Source organism: Paracoccus sp. MA (assembly GCF_020990385.1).
Classification (GTDB): domain Bacteria; phylum Pseudomonadota; class Alphaproteobacteria; order Rhodobacterales; family Rhodobacteraceae; genus Paracoccus.
The window spans coordinates 809,640-827,248 of sequence record NZ_CP087598.1 but is presented as its reverse complement, the minus strand read 5'-3'; the positions used below and the strand labels follow the sequence as shown (position 1 = coordinate 827,248).

The following is a 17,609-nucleotide window of genomic DNA, read 5'->3' as shown; positions in this document are numbered from 1 at the left end:
CCCGGCCTGAAGCGGTCAGACGGCGAGGAAACCCCCATCCAGCGGCAGCACCGCGCCGGTGACCATGCGGCTGTCCTCCGAGAGCAGCAGCGCGATGCCTTGCGCGACCTCCTCGGCCTCGGCGAAGCGATTGAGCGGGTGGCGCACCATCATCGGTTGGCTTTTCGCCGGGTCCGACCAGGCCTCGGCGGCCAGTTCGGTCAGGGTGATGGTGGGCGCGACCGCGTTGACGCGGACGCCATGCGGGCCCAGCTCCTTGGCCAGCACGCGGGTCGCGCCCTCCAGACCCGCCTTCGAGGCGGCATAGCACAGGTGATCCTGAAAGCCGCGATGGCCGGCGATCGAGGTGATGTTGACGATGGCGCCGCCGCCCCCCGCCGCCACGCGGGCGCGGGCGAATTCCTGGCAGCAGATCAGCGCCGCGCGCAGGTTGATGCCCAGCACCGCCTCATAGCCGGCCTCGGTCATGTCGAGCACGCTTTCCAGCACGTTGATGCCGGCGCTGTTGATCAGGTAGTCGGCCGTCCCCGCCTCGGCCATGGCGGCACGGGTGGCGGCCGGGTCGGCCAGGTCGACGCGGATGCCGCGCGCGCCGCTCTCGGCCGCGAGGCTGTCGAGGTCGGACTGGGTGCGGCTGAGCGCCACGACCTTCGCGCCGCGTTCGGCCATCAGGCGGACGCAGGCGCGGCCGATCCCTTTGCCCGCGCCGGTGATGATGACGGTCTTGCCCGAGAATTGCATGGTTCCTCGCATGTTCGGTTCGGCGGCAGCGCCGCCCTGTTCAGTTCGGCGACAGCGCCGCCATGGCGGTGCGGATCTGCCGCGCCGTGGATTGCAGCGCCAGAAAGGCGGCGTGGCGCGCGTCCTGCCGCGCCCGGCTGGCGGGATCGGGGGCGCAGCGCGTGGCGATGCGCGACATGGCGGGCATGGCCGTCAGCAGGTCGGGGAACAGCCCCGCCGCCACCGCGCCCAGCATGGCCGAGCCGAGCAGCACCGGCTCGGGGCATTCCGTCACCTCGACCGGCAGCCCGGTGGCATCGGCCAGAAGCTGCCGGGTCAGCGGATGCGCACCGGCGCCGCCGCTGACGCTGATCGTCTGAACCGGGGCGCCGTTCTGCGCCTGGGTCTCGATGATCTGCCGCAGCCCGTAGCCCAGGCCGCAGATCCCGGCGACGTAAAGCGCGACCAGCGAATCCGGCCCGGTCTCCATCCCCTGCCCCATGATGACGGCGCGGGCATGAGGATCGGCGAAGGGCGCGCGGTTGCCCAGGAATTCGGGCACCACATGCAGCTCGTCCGCCAGCCGCACGGCGGCGCTGGCATCGCCCGCCAGCTCCAGCGCCCGGTCGGCCAGCCATTGCGGCAGCGATTTGCCCGCCGCCTCGGCCAGCGCCGTCGCCTCGGCCGTGGCGGGATGCAGCTGCACCAGCTGGTCGATGGCGGCGCCGGCGGCGGATTGCCCGCCCTCGTTCAGCCACTTGCCGGGCACCATGGCGGAGTAATAGGGGCCCCAGACGCCCGGCACGAAGGCCGGCTCACGCGTGGTGGTCATGGTGCAGGAGGAGGTGCCGAAGACATAGCCCAGGCAGGCCGTCGCATCGCCCCCGGCCGCGACTGTGCCGACGCCGCCGGCATGGGCGTCGATCAGCCCCGCCGCCACGGCGATGCCGGGGCGCAGGCCCATGGCCCCGGCCGCGGCCTCGGTCAGCCCCTGCCCCAGCGGCGTGCCGGGATCGACGACGCGGGCACCGATGCGGGCGAAACCGTCATCGGCCAGATCGCCCAGCCCGATCTGGCGGAAATAATCCGCGTCCCAGCGCCCTTCATGCGCCAGATAGGTCCATTTGCAGGTGACGGTGCAGGCGGACCGCTCCAGCGCCCCGGTCGTCTTCCAGGTCAGGAAGTCGGTCAGGTCGAAGAAATGCGCCGCCGCCGCATAGACCTCGGGCCGGTTCTCACTGAGCCACAGAAGCTTCGGCGTCTCCATCTCGGGCGAGATGCGGGTGCCGACATATTTCAGCACGTCATGGCCTTGCGCATTGATGCGCTCGGCCTGCTCGACGGCGCGGTGGTCCATCCAGACGATGATGTCGCGCTCGGGGTGGGCGGGATCGCCCACCGGCAGCGTCGCATCCCCCGCCCCGCGGACGACAAGGGAGCAGGTGGCATCGAAGCCGATGCCCGTGACGCGCGCCGGGTCGATCCCGGCGCGGGTCACGCATTCCCGGACGGAGTCGCAGACCGCGCGCCAGACTTGCTCGCTGGACTGTTCGGCGATCACGCCGCGCTCGCGATGCATCTCGATGGGGCGCTTGGCGGTGGCAAGCAGGCGGCCCGCGCGGTCGAAGACCCCGGCCCGGGCCGAGCCGGTGCCCACGTCGATGCCGATCAGATACTGGTCCATGGCGCTTCTCCGTTCCGGGTGCCGGGCGTCAGACGCGGTCGAAATTGGTCGGCAGCACCAGCATGTCGCGGATGGTGACGGTGCGCTTGCGGGTCAGCATGTATTCGACCGCATCCGCGACCTCTTCCGCGTCGATCAGGCTGCCGGATTCCTTCGCCTTGCGCAGGTTCTCCTCGGGCCAGTCGGCCAGCAGCGCCGAGACCACCGGGCCGGGCGAGACCTGCATGACCCGCACCCCGTGCGGGATCATCTGCCGGCGCATGGTCTGCACGAAACAGGTCATCGCCCATTTCGAGGCGGCATAGACCGGCTCCCACCAGGTCGGGAAATGCCCGGCGATCGAGCAGGTGACGACGATGTCGCCGGTCTTGCGCGCGCTCATGTGCGGCACGACCGCATGGACGTTCTTCATCACCGCGTTCACGTTCAGGTTCAGCATCCGGTCGATCGCCTCGGGCGTCGTCTCGGTCAGGTCGCCGCCGATATAGGTGCCGGCATTGCAATAGAGGATGTCGATGTGATCGACCTTGGCCAGCACCTCGGGGATCATGGCGGCGCAGCTGTCGCTGTCCAGCAGGTCCGTCACCTGCGGGATCGCGCGCTCGCCCAGCTTGCCGGCCAGTTCGGCCAGCGCGGCCTGGTTGCGGTCCGCCATGACCACGGTGGCGCCGCGATCCAGCAGCCGCTCGGTGGTGGCCAGCCCGATCCCCGAGGCCGCGCCGGTGATGACGGCGATCTTGCCGTCCAGCGATTCAGACATTCCGTTCTCCTGTCTTTCGAATGGGTTGGGCGAGGCTCAGCGCCATTCGCGCCCGATATAGATGGCCAGCAGGATGATCGCGCCCTTGATGACGTCCTGCAGATAGGGGTTGATGCCCATCAGGTTCAGGCCGTTGTTCAGGATGCCCAGCAGCACCGCGCCGATCAGCGTGCCCAGGATCAGCCCGCGCCCGCCCGAGATGGCGGTGCCGCCCAGAACCACGGCGGCGATGGCGTCAAGCTCGAAGCCCTGGCCGGCATTGGGCTGGCCGCTCATCAGCCGCCCGGTCAGGATCACCGCGGCCAGCGCCGAGGTCAGGCCCGAGATGCCGTAGACCGCCAGCTTGACGCGCTGGGTCTTGACGCCGGAAAGCCGCGCCGCGGTCTCGTTGCCGCCAAGCGCATAGACATGGCGGCCGAAGGCAGTGCGCTGCAAGAGCACCCAGGCCACGGCATAGATCACCACCATGATGATGACCGGCACCGGCACCACGCCGATGCGCCCCACCCCGAACCAGGAAATCCAGCTGGGGATGCCGCTGATCGGATAGCCGCCGGAATAGATCAGGCCCAGCCCGCGCGCCATGCCCATGGTGGCCAGCGTCACGATGATCGCCGGCATCCGGCCCCAGGCGACCAGCACGCCGTTCGCCAGCCCGATGCCCAAGCCGATCAGCAGCCCGACAAGCAGCGCCGCCGGCGCGGGCAGGCCCATGTTGACCATCATCCCCGCGCTCAGCGTGCCGACCAGCGCCATGACCGCGCCGACCGACAGGTCGATGCCGCCGGTCAGGATCACGAAGGTCATGCCGACCGCAAGGATGCCGACGACCGACACCTGCCGCAGCACGTTCAGGATATTGTTCAGGCTGAAGAAATTGTCACTGGCCAGCCCCATCAGGATCGAGACGACGATCAGCCCGATCAGCGGCAGCGCCAGGGGCGAATGCAGCAGGCGGCCAAACGAGAAGCCGCCGGTTTTCCCGGCCGCGCCGGTGTTTGCGTCATGCGACATGTTCAACTCTCCCGGTCGTAGCATGGGTCATGATGGTTTCGGAATCGATCTGCTCGCCCTCGACCGTGGCCACGATCCCGCCCGAGCGGAACACGCAGACCCGGTCGGACATGCCGATCACCTCGGGCAGTTCGGACGAGATCATGATGATGGCGCCGCCCTTCTCGGTGAAGGCGCGCATCAGCGCATAGATTTCCGCCTTGGCGCCGACATCGATGCCGCGCGTCGGCTCGTCGAAGATCAGCACCTGCATGTCGTGGTTCAGCCAGCGGGCGATGACGACCTTCTGCTGGTTACCGCCCGACAGGGTGTCGACGCGGGCATGCGGCCCCTGCGCCTTGACGCGAACCTGCGCCATGGCGGCCTGCGTCGCGGCCAGTTCCTTCTTGAGGTCGATGAACCAGTGGTTCTTGCGATACTTGCCGTAATTGTTCAGCGAGACGTTCTGCAGGATCGAGAAGCTGGTGATCAGCCCCTGCTCCTTGCGGCTTTCGGGCAAGAGGCCGATGCCATGCGCCAGCCCCTCGTCCGGGCCGCGGAAGCGTTTCTCGATCCCGTCCACCCTGACCTTGCAGCACTGGGCCGGGTATGCGCCCAGCATGGCCAGCACCGTTTCCGTGCGGCCCGAGCCGACCAGCCCGGCAAAGCCCAGGATCTCGCCCTTGCGCAGGGCGAAGCGCGAGACGGGGCCGCCCTTCTTCAACTGCACCTCCTCGACCTCGACCACCACCGGGGCCGAAGGGTTGGCAGCGGGCTTGGGCGGGAAGTTGTTCTCGATCCGCCGGCCGACCATCATCTCGACCAGTCGATCGTTATCGACCTCGGAAACCGCGCAGGAGCCGATGAATTCGCCGTCGCGCAGGACTGTGATGCGGTCGCAGATCTCGAAGATCTCTTCGAGGTGATGCGAGATGAAGATGATCGCCACGCCCTGCCTGCGCAGCTCGCGCATGACCTTGAACAGGTGCTCGACCTCGGAGGGGGTCAGGGTCGCGGTCGGCTCGTCCAGCACCAGGATGCGGGCATCGAGCGACAGCGCCTTGGCGATCTCGACGAATTGCTGCTCGGCGACCGAGAGGCGGTGCACCGGCACGTCCAGGGCCACGTCGACGGCCAGTTGGCGCATGATCTCGGCGGCGCGCTTGCGCATCGCCTTGCGGTCCAGCATCCCCAGCGGTCCGCGCATCTCGCGCGCCAGGAACATGTTCTCGACCGCGTCCAGATAGGGGATCAGGCTGAATTCCTGGAACACGATGCCGATGCCGGCGGCGATGGCCTGGTCGTAATCGGCGAAATGGCGCTCGGTCCCCTCGATGCGGATCGTGCCCTCGCTGGGCTGGATGATGCCGCAAAGGATCTTCATCAGCGTGGACTTGCCGGCGCCGTTCTCGCCCAGAAGCGCATGGACCTCGCCGGCGCGGACCTGCATGTCGACGCCGTGCAGGACCTCGATCTTGCCGAAGCTTTTTCGGATTCCGTTCAGTTCCAGCATGATGCCCTCCTGAATGGCTGGGAAATGCCCCGCCCCCGCGACATGCGGGGGCGGGCGCGGGGAGGAACCCTTACCAGCTGAACTCGGCAGCGTTCTCGGCGTCAACGACCATGACGTCGATCGGCACTTCCTTCGGCACCACGCGGGCGCCCCATTTCTGCGCCAGCGCCATGGCCAGGCCGACGCGGACCTGATCGCGCGGGAATTGCGCGGTGGTCTCGATGAACGGGCCGCCCGCAGCGATGGCCTGCACCGCTTCCGGCGCACCGTCCACCGAAGTCAGCTTGATGTCCTTGCCCGAGCCCTGGATCGCGGCCAGCGCGCCCATGGCCCCGCCGTCGTTGACCGAGAAGATGCCGGCCAGGTTCGGATGCGACTGGATCATGTTCTCGACCACGCCCAGCGCGACCGAGCGGTCCTGGCGGCCGTTCTGGGTGGTGACCAGGGTGATCTCGGGGAATTCTTCCAGCGCCGCCTTGCAGCCCTCGACCCGCTGCAGGATCGGCACGACCGGGATGCCGTCGAGGATCGCGACCTCGCCCTGGCCACCCAGCGCATCGCCCAGATACTTGCAGGACATGTAGCCGGCATCGCGGTTCTTCGAGCCGACGAAGGTGTCCACCGGGCCGTTGGCGTTCGCATCGACCGCGACCACGGTGACGTCGGCGGCCTTGGCGGCATGGACGGCGGCCTCGATCCCGGCGCTGTCGGTCGGGTTCAGCAGCAGGATGTCGATGTTCTGCTGCAGCATGTCCTCGACATCCGAGATCTGCTTGGCGACGTCATGGCCGGCATCGGTCACCACCACATCCGCGCCGAGGCTGGCTGCGGCTTCCTTCAGCGCCTCCTGCATGGACACGAAATAGGGGTTGTTCAGCTCCTGGAAGGTCATGCCGATCTTGAGCTTGTCCTGCGCCAGAGCCGGGGCCGCCAGCAGCGCCAGCGCGGCCGAGGCGGTAAGAAGTTTCGATTTCATCAGGGTTCCCTCCCATCTGGATGAAAGCAGGCAAAGCCTGCGCGTCTCCGGGCGGCGCCGCGCCGCCCGAATTGGTGAATTTCGCTTTTCGGGTCCTTGTCAGTCCGCCATGACCAGCGCCTTCTGGGCCGCGAATGTCGCGCGGAACTGCGAGGGCGACATTCCCTTGAGCTTCAGGAAATGCCGGTTGAAGTTCGACAGGTTCGAAAACCCGACCTCGTAGCAGATCTCGGCCACCTTGATGTCGGGATCGGTCAGCAGCATCTGGCAGGCCAGGTCGACGCGCAGCTGGTTGCGATAGCGCACCAGCGTGGTGCCGGTATGGCGCTTGAAGGCGCGGGAAAAGGCGCTTTGGCTTTGCCCGACCATCTCGGCCAGCTCGCCCTCCTCGACCTGCTCGGTCAGGTGCTCGCGCAGATAGGCCAGCGCGCGGTTGATGCCGCCGTCATGGGTGCGGGTCAGGTCCAGCTCGAAGCTGAGGCTGGCCAGCACCTCGTATTCCGAGGCATTGGCCAGGATGTCCAGGATCTCCCAGAACAGCGCCAGGCGGCGGATGCCCTGCGCCTCGATCAGCCGCTCGACCAGCGGGCGGACGCGGGCGCTGGTCGCGTCGTCGAAAAGCAGGCCGCGGCGCGAGCGGTCCAGAAGCGGGCGCAGCGCCTCCATCTCGGGCATGGCGGCGCAGGCATCCTCAATGAAGGGCTCGGGGAACTGGATCACCAGCGAGCGCAGCGGCACGATCTCGCCCGGCGGGATGTCGCTGATCCAGTTCTGCGGCAGGTTCGGGCCGGTCATGATCAGCTGGCCGGGCCGGAAGCTGCCGACATGGTCGCCGATATAGAAGGTGCCCGAGGTGGCGACGACCAGATGGATCTCGTATTCGGGATGATAGTGCCAGCGCACCGTGCGGAACGGATAGCCATGCATCCACGCGGCGAAGGATTCGCCCTTGCGGATGTGGACCAGTTCCAGATCGGGTTGCATCGCCTTCCTCCCCTGCCCGTCGCCAAGCCTGAGTGGACCGCCGCGGACGTTCAGCAACCATAGGCTTCAAGCCGTGCCGCGATCCACATCAGCGCGGGAAAAATACCGATACTTTTTTGACCGAAATCGCGCGGGAATTGAAGAACCGGGCGGCAGGCGGCGGCGCCGGCTCATGCTGCATGGCAGAAGTTCCATGCCGCGTTGCAGCGACATGGGCCTGCTTTCCGAAGAAAACCCTTTGTTGTCGCTATTGGACGGCAGGGGTGGTCAGATCCCGCAAACGCGGATAAGCGGCATGATGAGCCTCATACTTTTTCGCATAGGCATCCGCCAATCCGGCATCAGGCACAATCTCCGCGCGAACAGCGGGCTTGGCGAAGATGCGCTCGGAAATGTCGCCGGTGGCGCAGGCCGCGGCCAGCTTGGCGGCCCCGAAGGCCGCGCCGAAATCGCCGTCCTCGGGCTCCAGCAGCGTCAGGCCGGTGGCCGAGGCCATGATTCGCAGCCAGGCCCGCGAGCGCGCGCCGCCGCCCACCGCATAGGCGGCCTCGATCGGCGTGCCGGCCTTGCGCAGCGCCTGGACGCAATCGGCAAAGGCCATGGCCACGCCCTCCATCGCCGCCTGCGCCAGATCGGCCAGCCCGGTGGCGCGGCGCAGGCCCAGGAAAGCGCCGGTCGCGTCGGGATCGTTCAGCGGCGTGCGCTCGCCCGACAGGTAAGGCAGGAACAGCACCGGCGAGGGCGCGGTCACCTCGCCGACCAGCGCGGCGAGGTCGGGCACCGCCTTGCCGGTGATCTCGGACAGCCAGGTCATGCTGTCGGTCGCCGACAGGATCACCCCCATCTGGTGCCAGGTGTCCGGCACGGCATGGCAGAAGGTATGCACCGCGTCGCCGGTGTTCGGCGCATAGGTTTCGGTCGCGGCGAACAGCACGCCCGAGGTGCCCAGCGACAGGAAGCCCGTGCCGGGGGTCATCACCCCCATGCCGCAGGCCGTGGCGGCATTGTCGCCGCCGCCACCCGCCACCGGCACCCGCGGGATGCCCCAGCGGTCGGCCAGATCGGCGCGCAGAAGGCCGGAAACATCGCTGCCCTCGACCAGCCGCGGCATCTGGGCGCGCGTCAGCCCGGTCGCGGCCAGCAGCACATCCGACCAGTCGCGCCTGCCCACGTCCAGCCACAACGTCCCTGCCGCATCCGACATCTCGGCGACATGCTCGCCGGTCAGCCACAGCCGCAGGTAATCCTTGGGCAGCAGCACCTTGGCGGTCCGCTCGAAGATCGCGGGCTCGTTCTGCGCCACCCACAGCAGCTTCGGCGCCGTAAAGCCCGCCATGACCAGGTTGCCGGCGATGCCGTGGAAATCCGCCCGCGCCGTCAGTTCGGCGCATTGCGGGCCCGAACGGCCGTCGTTCCACAGGATGCAGGGCCGCAGCACCCGGTCCGAAGCGTCGAGCAGCGTCGCCCCGTGCATGTGTCCCGACAGGCCGATGGCCCGAAGCTGCGCCATTTCCCGCGGATGCTCGCGCAGCAGCGTGTCGATGGCGGCCTCGGCCCCGGCGATCCAGTCGGCCGGCGCCTGCTCGGACCAGCCGGGATGCGGGCGGCTGACGGTCAGCGCCGCATGGGCGACGCCGACGGTCGCGAAGCTCTCGTCCACCAGCATCGCCTTGATGCCCGAGGTGCCCAGGTCCAGTCCCAGATACATGGCGCTTACTCCGGCATGACGATCTGCAGCTTCACGTCGGTCTCGCGCGCCTCGACGGCACGGTCGAAACCGGCGATGCTGTCCGCGAAGGGAATCGAGGCCGAGATCAGCGGCTTCAGATCCACCTTGCCCGAGGCGATCAGCGCGATGGCGCGGTCATAGACATTGGCATAGCGGAACACGGTCTCGACCCGCAGCTCCTTGGCCTGCAGCCCGACGATGTCCACCGGCACCGGATCGACCGGCATGCCGACCAGCACGACGGCGCCGCCCGGACGTGCAAGCTGGTGCATCGACAGGATCGCCGGCGCGGCGCCCGAGCATTCGAAGACGATGTCGGCGCCCCAGTCGTCGGTCGCCTCGGCCACCGCCTCGGCCAGCGGGCGGTTGCGGATGTTGACCGTCTCGATGCCGTCATAGGCGCCGATGATGTCCAGCTTGGGCTGGGCGAGATCGGCGACGATCACCCTGGCGCAGCCGCCGGCCAGCGCGGCCAGCGCCACCATCATGCCGATGGGGCCGGCCCCGGTCACGACAGCGATGTCGCCCGGCTGGATCCGCGCCCGCAAGGCCGCCTGCATGCCGATGGCGAAGGGCTCGACCATCGCGCCCTCGGCAAAGCTGACATTGTCGGGCAGCTTGTAGGTGAAGGCGGCGGGATGGATCACCTCGGGCGTCAGGCAGCCATGCACAGGCGGCGTCGCCCAGAAGGTCACGGCGGGATCGACGTTGTAGATCCCCAGCTTGGCGGCGCGCGAGGTCGGGTCGGGAATCCCCGGCTCCATGCAGACCCGGTCGCCGGGCTTCAGATGCGTGACCTCGGCCCCTGCCTCGATCACCGTGCCGGACGCCTCGTGCCCCAGCACCATCGGCTCGCGGACCACGAAATGCCCGATCTTGCCATGGGTGTAATAATGCACGTCCGAGCCGCAGATCCCGACCGTATGCGTCCTGATCCGCACGTCCCTGGGGCCGAGTGTGGCGGGGATGTCGAAATCCCGCAGCGACAGCTTGCCCTTTTCTTCCAGCACCAATGCCTTCATCGCCCGTCCTCCTGATGGCCGCGCCGCGCCGGCGCCCTCGACTCGCGTCTTTGGCGGCGAGTCGGGGCGACTGTAAACAAAAACCCGCGCTACGCGCGAGCTTTTGCCCATCGGAAGAATAATTGTATCAGTCTCGGGCCGCGAAAGCTATGCGCGGGAAGGCTGCGGCGATGCTCGGACCCGGCGAGGCCCGAGAATCAGCTCACTTCATCAGCCGGTCCTTGACCATCGGCCCGACGGCGCCGAAATCCATCTGCCCGGCATGGCGGCTGCGCAGCTCGGCCATGACCCGGCCCATGTCGCGGATCGACTCGGCGCCCAGCTCGGCGATGGCCTTGTCGATGGCGGCGCGGGTTTCCTCATCGTCCAGCTGGCGCGGCAGATAGGACTGGATCACCTTGATCTCCTCCTGCTCGCGCTCGGCCAGCTCCAGCCGGCCGCCCTCTTCATAGGCTTTGGCCGATTCCTGGCGCTGCTTGACCATCTTGGACAGGATGGCGGTCAGGTCGGCCTCGCTCAGCCCGGCCTCGTCGCCGCTTTCGGTGCGGGCGGCGATCTCGCGGTCCTTGATGGCAGCCGAGATCAGCCGCAGCGTCGAGAGCCGCGCCGCTTCCTTGGCTTTCATCGCTTCCTTGGTGTCGGCCAGAATACGCTCGCGCAGTCCCATGTGATCCTCGCTGAATGAATTCCGCCGGGTGGTGCCCGGCTTCGCCCTCGCCGTCAAGCCGTGCCCTCAACCCCGGCCACCCGTCAAAGTTCCGCGCGCCGCCGGTTCCCGCCTTGACGCCCGCCCGCCCTTTACCTAGGTTCCCGCCGATTTACCCGGAGAGTGACGATGCCCCAGAAACCGACCGCATGTCTTGCGCTTGCCGACGGCACCGTGTTCCACGGCCAGGGCTTCGGCGCGGTCGGGGAAGTGGTGGCCGAACTGGTCTTCAACACCGCGATGACCGGCTATCAGGAGATCATGACCGATCCCTCCTATGCCAGCCAGATCGTGACCTTCACCTTCCCGCATATCGGCAATACCGGCGTGACCGAGCAGGACGACGAGGCGCCCGAGCCCGTCGCCTCGGGCATCGTGGTGAAATGGGACCCGACCGAGCCCTCGAACTGGCGCGCCAGCGCGGATCTGGTGGACTGGATGGCGCGGCGCGGCCGCATCGGCATCGGCGGCGTCGACACCCGCCGCCTGACCCGCGCAATCCGCCAGCAGGGTTCGCCGCATGTGGTGCTGGCCCATGATCCCGAGGGCAATTTCGACATCGCCGCCATGGTCGCCAAGGCGCGCGACTGGCAGGGCATCGTCGGCCTGGACCTCGCGAAAGAAGTCAGCTGCCGGCAAAGCTATCGCTGGGACGAGGGGCTTTGGTCCTGGCCCGGAACCTTCGGCCGGTCTGAGGAAAAGAAGCCTTTCCGCGTCGTCGCCGTCGATTACGGCGCGAAGCGCAACATCCTGCGCTCGCTGGCGCAGAGCGGCGCCGAGGTGACGGTCCTGCCCGCCACCGCCACCGCCGAGGAGGTGCTGGCGCATGATCCCGAGGGCGTGTTCCTGTCGAACGGCCCCGGCGACCCGGCCGCGACCGGCGAATATGCCGTGCCGATGATCCGCGAGCTGCTGGGCCGCGACCTGCCGATCTTCGGCATCTGCCTGGGCCACCAGATGCTGGCGCTGGCGCTTGGCGCCAGCACCATCAAGATGAACCACGGCCATCACGGCGCCAACCACCCGGTCAAGGACGTGGAAACCGGCAAGGTCGAAATCACCTCGATGAACCACGGTTTCGCCGTCGATGCCCAGACCCTGCCCGAGGGCGTGATCGAGACCCATGTCAGCCTGTTCGACGGCTCGAATTGCGGGCTGCGGGTGGCGGACCGGCCGGTCTTCTCGGTGCAGTACCACCCCGAGGCGAGCCCCGGCCCGCAGGACAGCGCCTATCTGTTCGAGCGTTTCACCGAGGCCATGCGCGCCCGCCGCGCCTGATCCCGGCAAAAGCCGGCGCGGTTAACCCGTTTTTAACCCTCTGCATGGCAGAGATCGGGTCGGAATGACCTGGACCGGGAATCGCGCTATGGCCCGCACCGCTCTCATCAAGCCCCTTTCGACCGGGCCGGCCCCGGCCGTCCCCGCCGCGCCTGCAGCGACGGTGGTCGCGCCGCGCGACCTGCGCCCGCTTGGCCAGATCCTGATCGAGGACGGCGCGGTCGATCCGCGCGATCTGCTCAAGGCGGTGGTCATGCGCCGCCGCCAGCAGGCGCGGCTGGGCGAGATCCTGCTGGCGAACGGCTGGGTGCAGGAAGAGGCGCTGACCCGCGCCCTGTCCCGGCAATGGCGCAGCAGCGTGCTGGACCTCAAGGCGCTGCCGCCCGATCCGCGCCTTGTGGACGCCATGGGCGCGCAGCTCTGCCTGGCCGAGGGGGTGGTGCCCTGGCGGCGGGTCGGCGGTGTGACCTTCATCGCCACCGCCCGGCCCGAGGATTTCGAGACGCTGCGCCCCCGCCTGCCCGCCGGCTTCGGGGCCGTGCGTATGCTGCTTTGTTCCGAGAACGCCGCGCGCGAGGCGATCCTGGCCCTGCGCCGCACCGCGCTGATCCGCCAGGCCGAGACACGGGTGCCCGCGCAGGAAAGCTGCCGCACCCGCAACGAGCGCCGCTTCGGCCGAATCGCCGTGGCCGTGATCGCGGCGGCGGCGCTGGGGCTGCTGCTGGCGCCGCTGGCGGTGATCGTGCTGCTGACCGGCTGGGCGGTGCTGACGCTGATCGCCTCGGCCACGCTGAAGCTGTTCTCCTTCGGCGCCATCCTGCGCCAGCACCGGCGCGACCGCATGCAGGCCCAGGCGATGGCCCGCGCCGCCGCCCCGCGCCCCGAGATGACGGCGCCGCTGCCGGTGATCTCGGTCATGGTGCCGCTGTTCGCCGAGGCCGACATCGCCGACAAGCTGATCGGCCGGCTGTCGCGGCTGGACTACCCGCGCGAGCTGATGGACATCCTGATCGTGGTCGAGGAAACCGACCGGGTGACCTGCGAGGCGCTGGAGGACGCCCGGCTGCCGCGCTGGCTGCGCGTGGTCAAGGTGCCGGACGGCCCGATCCGCACCAAGCCGCGGGCGTTGAACTATGCGCTGAACTTCTGCCGCGGCTCGATCATCGGCGTCTGGGATGCCGAGGACCGGCCCGAGCCCGACCAGTTGCACAAGGTCGCGCGCGGCTTCCATTTCGCGCCCCCCGACGTGGCCTGCCTGCAGGGGGTGCTGGACTATTACAACCCGCGCAGCAACTGGCTGGCCCGCGCCTTCACCATCGAATATGCCTCGTGGTTTCGCGGCACGCTGGCCGGGGCGGCGGCGCTGGATCTGGTGGTGCCGCTTGGGGGAACGACGCTGTTCTTCCGCCGCGACGCGCTGGAGGCGGTCGGCGCCTGGGATGCCTGGAACGTCACCGAGGACGCCGACCTCGGCGTGCGCCTGACCCGGCGCGGCTATCGCACCCGGATGCTCGACACCGTGACCCATGAAGAGGCGAATTGCCGGCTGGTCCCCTGGGTCAAGCAGCGGTCGCGCTGGCTCAAGGGCTTCGCCATGACCTGGGGCGTGCATATGCGCGACCCGGTGGCGCTGTGGCGCGACCTGGGCGCACGGCGCTTCATCGGCTTGCAGGTGCAGCTTTTCGCCTCGGTCTCGCAATATCTGCTGGCGCCGGTGCTGTGGAGCTTCTGGCTGCTCAGCCTCGGCCTGCCGCATCCGATGCGCGGCGTGCTGGCGGGCCTGCTGGGCGGTAATGCCATAGCCCTGCTGTTCACGCTGTTCGTGGCGTCGGAACTGCTGAACATCGCCATCGGCTGCTGGGCGGTGCGCGGGCGCCGGCATCGGCATCTGCTGCCCTGGGTACCGACGCTGCACCTGTATTTCCCGCTCGGCTGCCTGGCCGCCTGGAAGGCGATCTACGAGGTGGTGGCGAAGCCCTTCTACTGGGACAAGACCCAGCACGGCATCTTCGACGCCGGCCAGGACGAGACGCCCGAGACCGGGCCCGTGGCGAAACCGGGCCGGCTGATTCCGCTGCAGAACGGGGCCGAAGCCGATTCGGCCGCGCAACCTTCCGACGGGGGGCGGCCGCAACGACTGGTGCCCGTGCTGGGCGAGGTGGGCTAGGCTTAACCGCACAAAGGACCGGCCGCGGCAAAGCCGGTGCGCCATCTTCGGCAAGGACTCGTGCCTCAAGGACCTCCAGGCCGCAGGAGCCCAGATCGATTGCAGGCGGCCCGCTCCGGGCCGGCTGCCCCGGGGCTATCCCGCAGCGGCCCGCGCCTCCACCCCGGCCAGAATGCCGTCGATGACGCCGCCCGCCGTCTCGACCGTCTCGGCCAGCCGGGCGGCGAGATGCTCAAGCGTATCGCAGCCGGTCTCGCGCAGCAGGAAGGCCTGCCCGCCCTTGCCGAGATTGTCCATGTCCAGCGGCTTCTCGGTCAGCAGCCGGCCGGCGCATTGCAGGTTCCACAGGAAGCGCCGGGCCGCGGCAAGCCTTTCCGCCTCCTCGCGCCGGACCAGACCGGCGCGAGGACCGGCCCGCAGCTGCGCCTGCGCCGCGCGCGCCGCCGAGCCGGCGCGCAGCGCGAAACATTGCGCCAGCAACTCGATGTCCTGCAACCGGCCGCGACCGATCTTGGCCTCCCAGGCGCCGTCCGGGGCCTTGGCGGCGAAGATGCGGGCCCGCATCCCGGCCAGGTCCGGCAGGACGCGCGGATCGCCGCCGCGGCTCTGCAGCACCTCGACGCGCAGCGCCTCGACCTCCTCGGCCAGCGCGGCGGCATCGGCGCCGCAGATACCGATCACCCGGGCACGGGTCAGGGCCAGATGCTCCCAGGTCCAGGCCTCGGTCATCTGGTAGTCGCGAAAGCTTTGAACCGAGGTCGCGACCGGCCCCTGCCGCCCCGAGGGACGCAGCCGCATGTCCACCTCGTAAAGCCGCCCGGCCGAGGTCGGCGCCGAGATCGCGGTGATCATCGCCTGGGTCAGCCGCGCGTAATAGGCCCGCGTCGCCAGGGGCTTCGGCCCCTCCGAACTGTCCTGCCCGGCGGCGTCATAGATCACGATCAGGTCGAGATCCGACGCGGCATTGAGCTGCCGCGCCCCCAGCGAGCCCATGCCCAGCGCCACCGCCCCCCGGCCCGGGGGCGGGCCGTGCCGGCGCGCGAATTCCGCCGCGACGACCGGGAACAGCGCCGCCACAGCCGCATCGGCGATGTCGGCATATTGGCCGCCCGCCTCCTCGGCGCCGATCAGGCTGCGCAGGTGATGCACGCCGATGCGGAACTGCCATTCATGCGCCCAGCGCCGTGCCGCATCCAGCGCCTGTTCATAGCCGCCGTTCGGGGCCGTCAGCGCCGAGGCCAGCAGCTGGTCGAGCTGGCGGCCCAGCCCGGCCGCGCCCGGCCAGGGCGAGAAGAAACTGCCGCCCAGCACCGCGTCCAGCACCTCGGGGTGGCGGGCCAGATAGGCGGCAAGCCCGGGCGCGGTGCCGCAGATGTCGACGATCAGCTCGATCAGCTGCGGATTGGCCTCGAAGAGCGAGAAAAGCTGCACCCCGGCCGGCAGCCCGGCCAGGAAGGCGTCGAAGCGCGCCAGCGCCTCGCCGGCATGGGCGGCGGCGGTCAGGCGGGTCAGCAGATCGGGCTCGATCCGGGCAAAAACCTCGCGGCCGCGGGCCGAGCGCAGGGCCGGGTAGCTGCGCCAGCGTTCCACCATCGCCTCGGCCTCGGGCGAAAGCTTCGGGCGCGCCCGCTGCTCGCCGGGGGCGAAGAAATCGCCGGTCAGCGCCTCGACCCGCGCCAGGCGGCCGGCCAGGCGCGCGGACCAGGCGGCGGTATCGGCCTCGCCCATCATCCGGGCGATGGTCTCCAGCCCCTCGGCCGAATTCGGCAGCGCATGGGTCTGGGCGTCGTTCACCATCTGGATGCGATGCTCGATCTCGCGATGCTCGCGGTAATGCGCGGTCAGCTCCTCGGCCACGTCGGGGGGCACCCAGCCCTTTTCGGCCAGCCGCGCCAGCCCCTCGACCGTGCCGCGCACCCGCAGGTCCGGGTCGCGGCCGCCGGCGATCAGCTGGCGGGTCTGGGTGAAGAACTCGATCTCGCGGATGCCGCCCTGCCCCAGCTTCATGTTGTGGCCGGGCACCTCGATGCGGCCGTGCAGGCCCTTGTGCTCGCGAATGCGCAGCCGCATGTCATGCGCGTCCTGGATGGTGGCGAAATCCAGGTGCCGCCGCCAGACGAAGGGCCGCAGCTCGCGCAGGAATCGCGCGCCCGCCGCCAGGTCGCCGGCGCAGGGCCGCGCCTTGATATAGGCGCTGCGTTCCCAGGTGCGGCCCTCGGCCTCGTAATAGGCCAGCGCCGCCGAGATCGAGATGCAGACCGGCGTCACCGCGGCATCGGGCCGCAGCCGCAGGTCGGTGCGGAAGACATAGCCCTGGTCGGTATTGTCCGAGATGGTCGCCGCCGCCTTGCGGGTGGCGCGGATCAGGCTGGCGCGGGCCTCGTGCTGGTCGTCGCGGGCATAGGCGCTGTCGTCGTAAAGCACGATCAGGTCGATGTCCGAGGAATAGTTCAGCTCTCCGGCGCCCATCTTGCCCATGGCGAGCGCGACGATGCCGCCGGCATCGGCCTCGGTCTCGGGCAGTTTGCCGCGCGCCCGCTCGGCGGCGACATGGACGCGCAGCGCCAGGTCCGCGGCGCGATCCGCCAGGTCGGTCAGCGCCCCCGTCACCTGCTCCAGCCGCCAGACGCCGCCCAGATCGGCCAGCGCCGTCCACAGCGCCACCCGCCGCTTGGCCCGGCGCAGCGCCGGGCCGAGGGCGTCGGCGGAAAGCGTCTCGAACCCCGCGGTTTCGCGGGCGACGACATCCTCATGCGCCAGCGCCCCGGGCAGCCAGTCGGCATCGCGCTCGACCAGCCCCGCCAGATAGGGGCTGCAGCCGGCGGCGCCCCGGATCAGGTCGCCAAGGCGGGGATCGGCGATGCCGGTCGCCTGCAGCGCCGAAAGGCCGCGGGCGGGATCGACGGGAATGGGCAGGCGAGTGATGCGGGCGGCGAAATCCATGTCCAGAGCCTAGCCGCCGCCTGCGCCGCGTCAATGCCGCGCTGCTGCACCGGAGCGTTCAATTCTTGCGGTTTTCCCTGCTTGGCGCGGGGAGGAACTGTTGCTAGGCTCTGCCCGAGTGCAACTGACAGCAG

Annotated in this window: 13 protein-coding genes; 2 read left to right on the top strand and 11 right to left on the bottom strand. The window is 69.2% G+C overall.

Going from position 1 to position 17,609, the window contains the following annotated elements:
* Window positions 1–15: 15 nt before the first annotated feature.
* The 10 genes from LOS78_RS11195 to LOS78_RS11150 form a co-directional block, all read right to left on the bottom strand.
* On the bottom strand, window positions 16–741 hold the full coding sequence (locus LOS78_RS11195; RefSeq protein WP_230378511.1) for an SDR family oxidoreductase: 726 nt from the start codon (window positions 739–741) through the stop codon (window positions 16–18).
* A gap of 40 nt (window positions 742–781) precedes the next feature.
* Complete coding sequence (locus LOS78_RS11190; RefSeq protein ID WP_230378268.1) at window positions 782–2,404, bottom strand: FGGY-family carbohydrate kinase; 1,623 nt, start codon at window positions 2,402–2,404, stop codon at window positions 782–784.
* Between the two features lie 28 nt (window positions 2,405–2,432).
* On the bottom strand, window positions 2,433–3,164 hold the full coding sequence (locus LOS78_RS11185; protein WP_230378267.1) for an SDR family oxidoreductase: 732 nt from the start codon (window positions 3,162–3,164) through the stop codon (window positions 2,433–2,435).
* A gap of 36 nt (window positions 3,165–3,200) precedes the next feature.
* Complete coding sequence (locus LOS78_RS11180) at window positions 3,201–4,178, bottom strand: ABC transporter permease (RefSeq protein ID WP_028717295.1); 978 nt, start codon at window positions 4,176–4,178, stop codon at window positions 3,201–3,203.
* Window positions 4,168–5,670, bottom strand: coding sequence for a sugar ABC transporter ATP-binding protein (locus LOS78_RS11175; RefSeq protein ID WP_230378266.1), 1,503 nt, complete (start codon window positions 5,668–5,670; stop codon window positions 4,168–4,170). The genes LOS78_RS11180 and LOS78_RS11175 overlap by 11 nt, the downstream gene beginning before the upstream one ends.
* A gap of 70 nt (window positions 5,671–5,740) precedes the next feature.
* Complete coding sequence (locus LOS78_RS11170) at window positions 5,741–6,646, bottom strand: ABC transporter substrate-binding protein (protein ID WP_230378265.1); 906 nt, start codon at window positions 6,644–6,646, stop codon at window positions 5,741–5,743.
* Window positions 6,647–6,745: 99 nt separating this feature from the next.
* On the bottom strand, window positions 6,746–7,630 hold the full coding sequence (locus LOS78_RS11165) for an AraC family transcriptional regulator (RefSeq protein ID WP_028712019.1): 885 nt from the start codon (window positions 7,628–7,630) through the stop codon (window positions 6,746–6,748).
* A gap of 247 nt (window positions 7,631–7,877) precedes the next feature.
* Window positions 7,878–9,338, bottom strand: coding sequence for a xylulokinase (xylB, locus tag LOS78_RS11160; protein ID WP_230378264.1), 1,461 nt, complete (start codon window positions 9,336–9,338; stop codon window positions 7,878–7,880).
* Between the two features lie 5 nt (window positions 9,339–9,343).
* Window positions 9,344–10,381, bottom strand: coding sequence for an NAD(P)-dependent alcohol dehydrogenase (locus tag LOS78_RS11155; protein WP_230378263.1), 1,038 nt, complete (start codon window positions 10,379–10,381; stop codon window positions 9,344–9,346).
* 202 nt (window positions 10,382–10,583) lie between these two features.
* Window positions 10,584–11,048 carry a GatB/YqeY domain-containing protein gene (locus tag LOS78_RS11150; RefSeq protein WP_230378262.1) on the bottom strand — a complete coding sequence of 155 codons (465 nt, stop codon included), beginning with the start codon at window positions 11,046–11,048 and terminating at the stop codon, window positions 10,584–10,586.
* Between the two features lie 168 nt (window positions 11,049–11,216).
* On the opposite strand from LOS78_RS11150, the gene carA reads away from it, so the two are divergent.
* A complete protein-coding gene (gene carA, locus LOS78_RS11145; RefSeq protein WP_028712015.1) occupies window positions 11,217–12,365 on the top strand; it encodes a glutamine-hydrolyzing carbamoyl-phosphate synthase small subunit in 1,149 nt (382 codons plus the stop codon).
* 88 nt (window positions 12,366–12,453) lie between these two features.
* Window positions 12,454–14,532, top strand: a complete 2,079-nt coding sequence (locus LOS78_RS11140) for a glycosyltransferase family 2 protein (RefSeq protein ID WP_230378261.1) — start codon at window positions 12,454–12,456, stop codon at window positions 14,530–14,532.
* A gap of 135 nt (window positions 14,533–14,667) precedes the next feature.
* Here LOS78_RS11140 and LOS78_RS11135 read toward each other — a convergent pair whose 3' ends face one another.
* Entirely contained in the window at window positions 14,668–17,475 is a 2,808-nt protein-coding gene (locus LOS78_RS11135; RefSeq protein ID WP_230378260.1) for a glutamine-synthetase adenylyltransferase, read from the bottom strand.
* Between the last annotated feature and the right edge of the window lie 134 nt (window positions 17,476–17,609).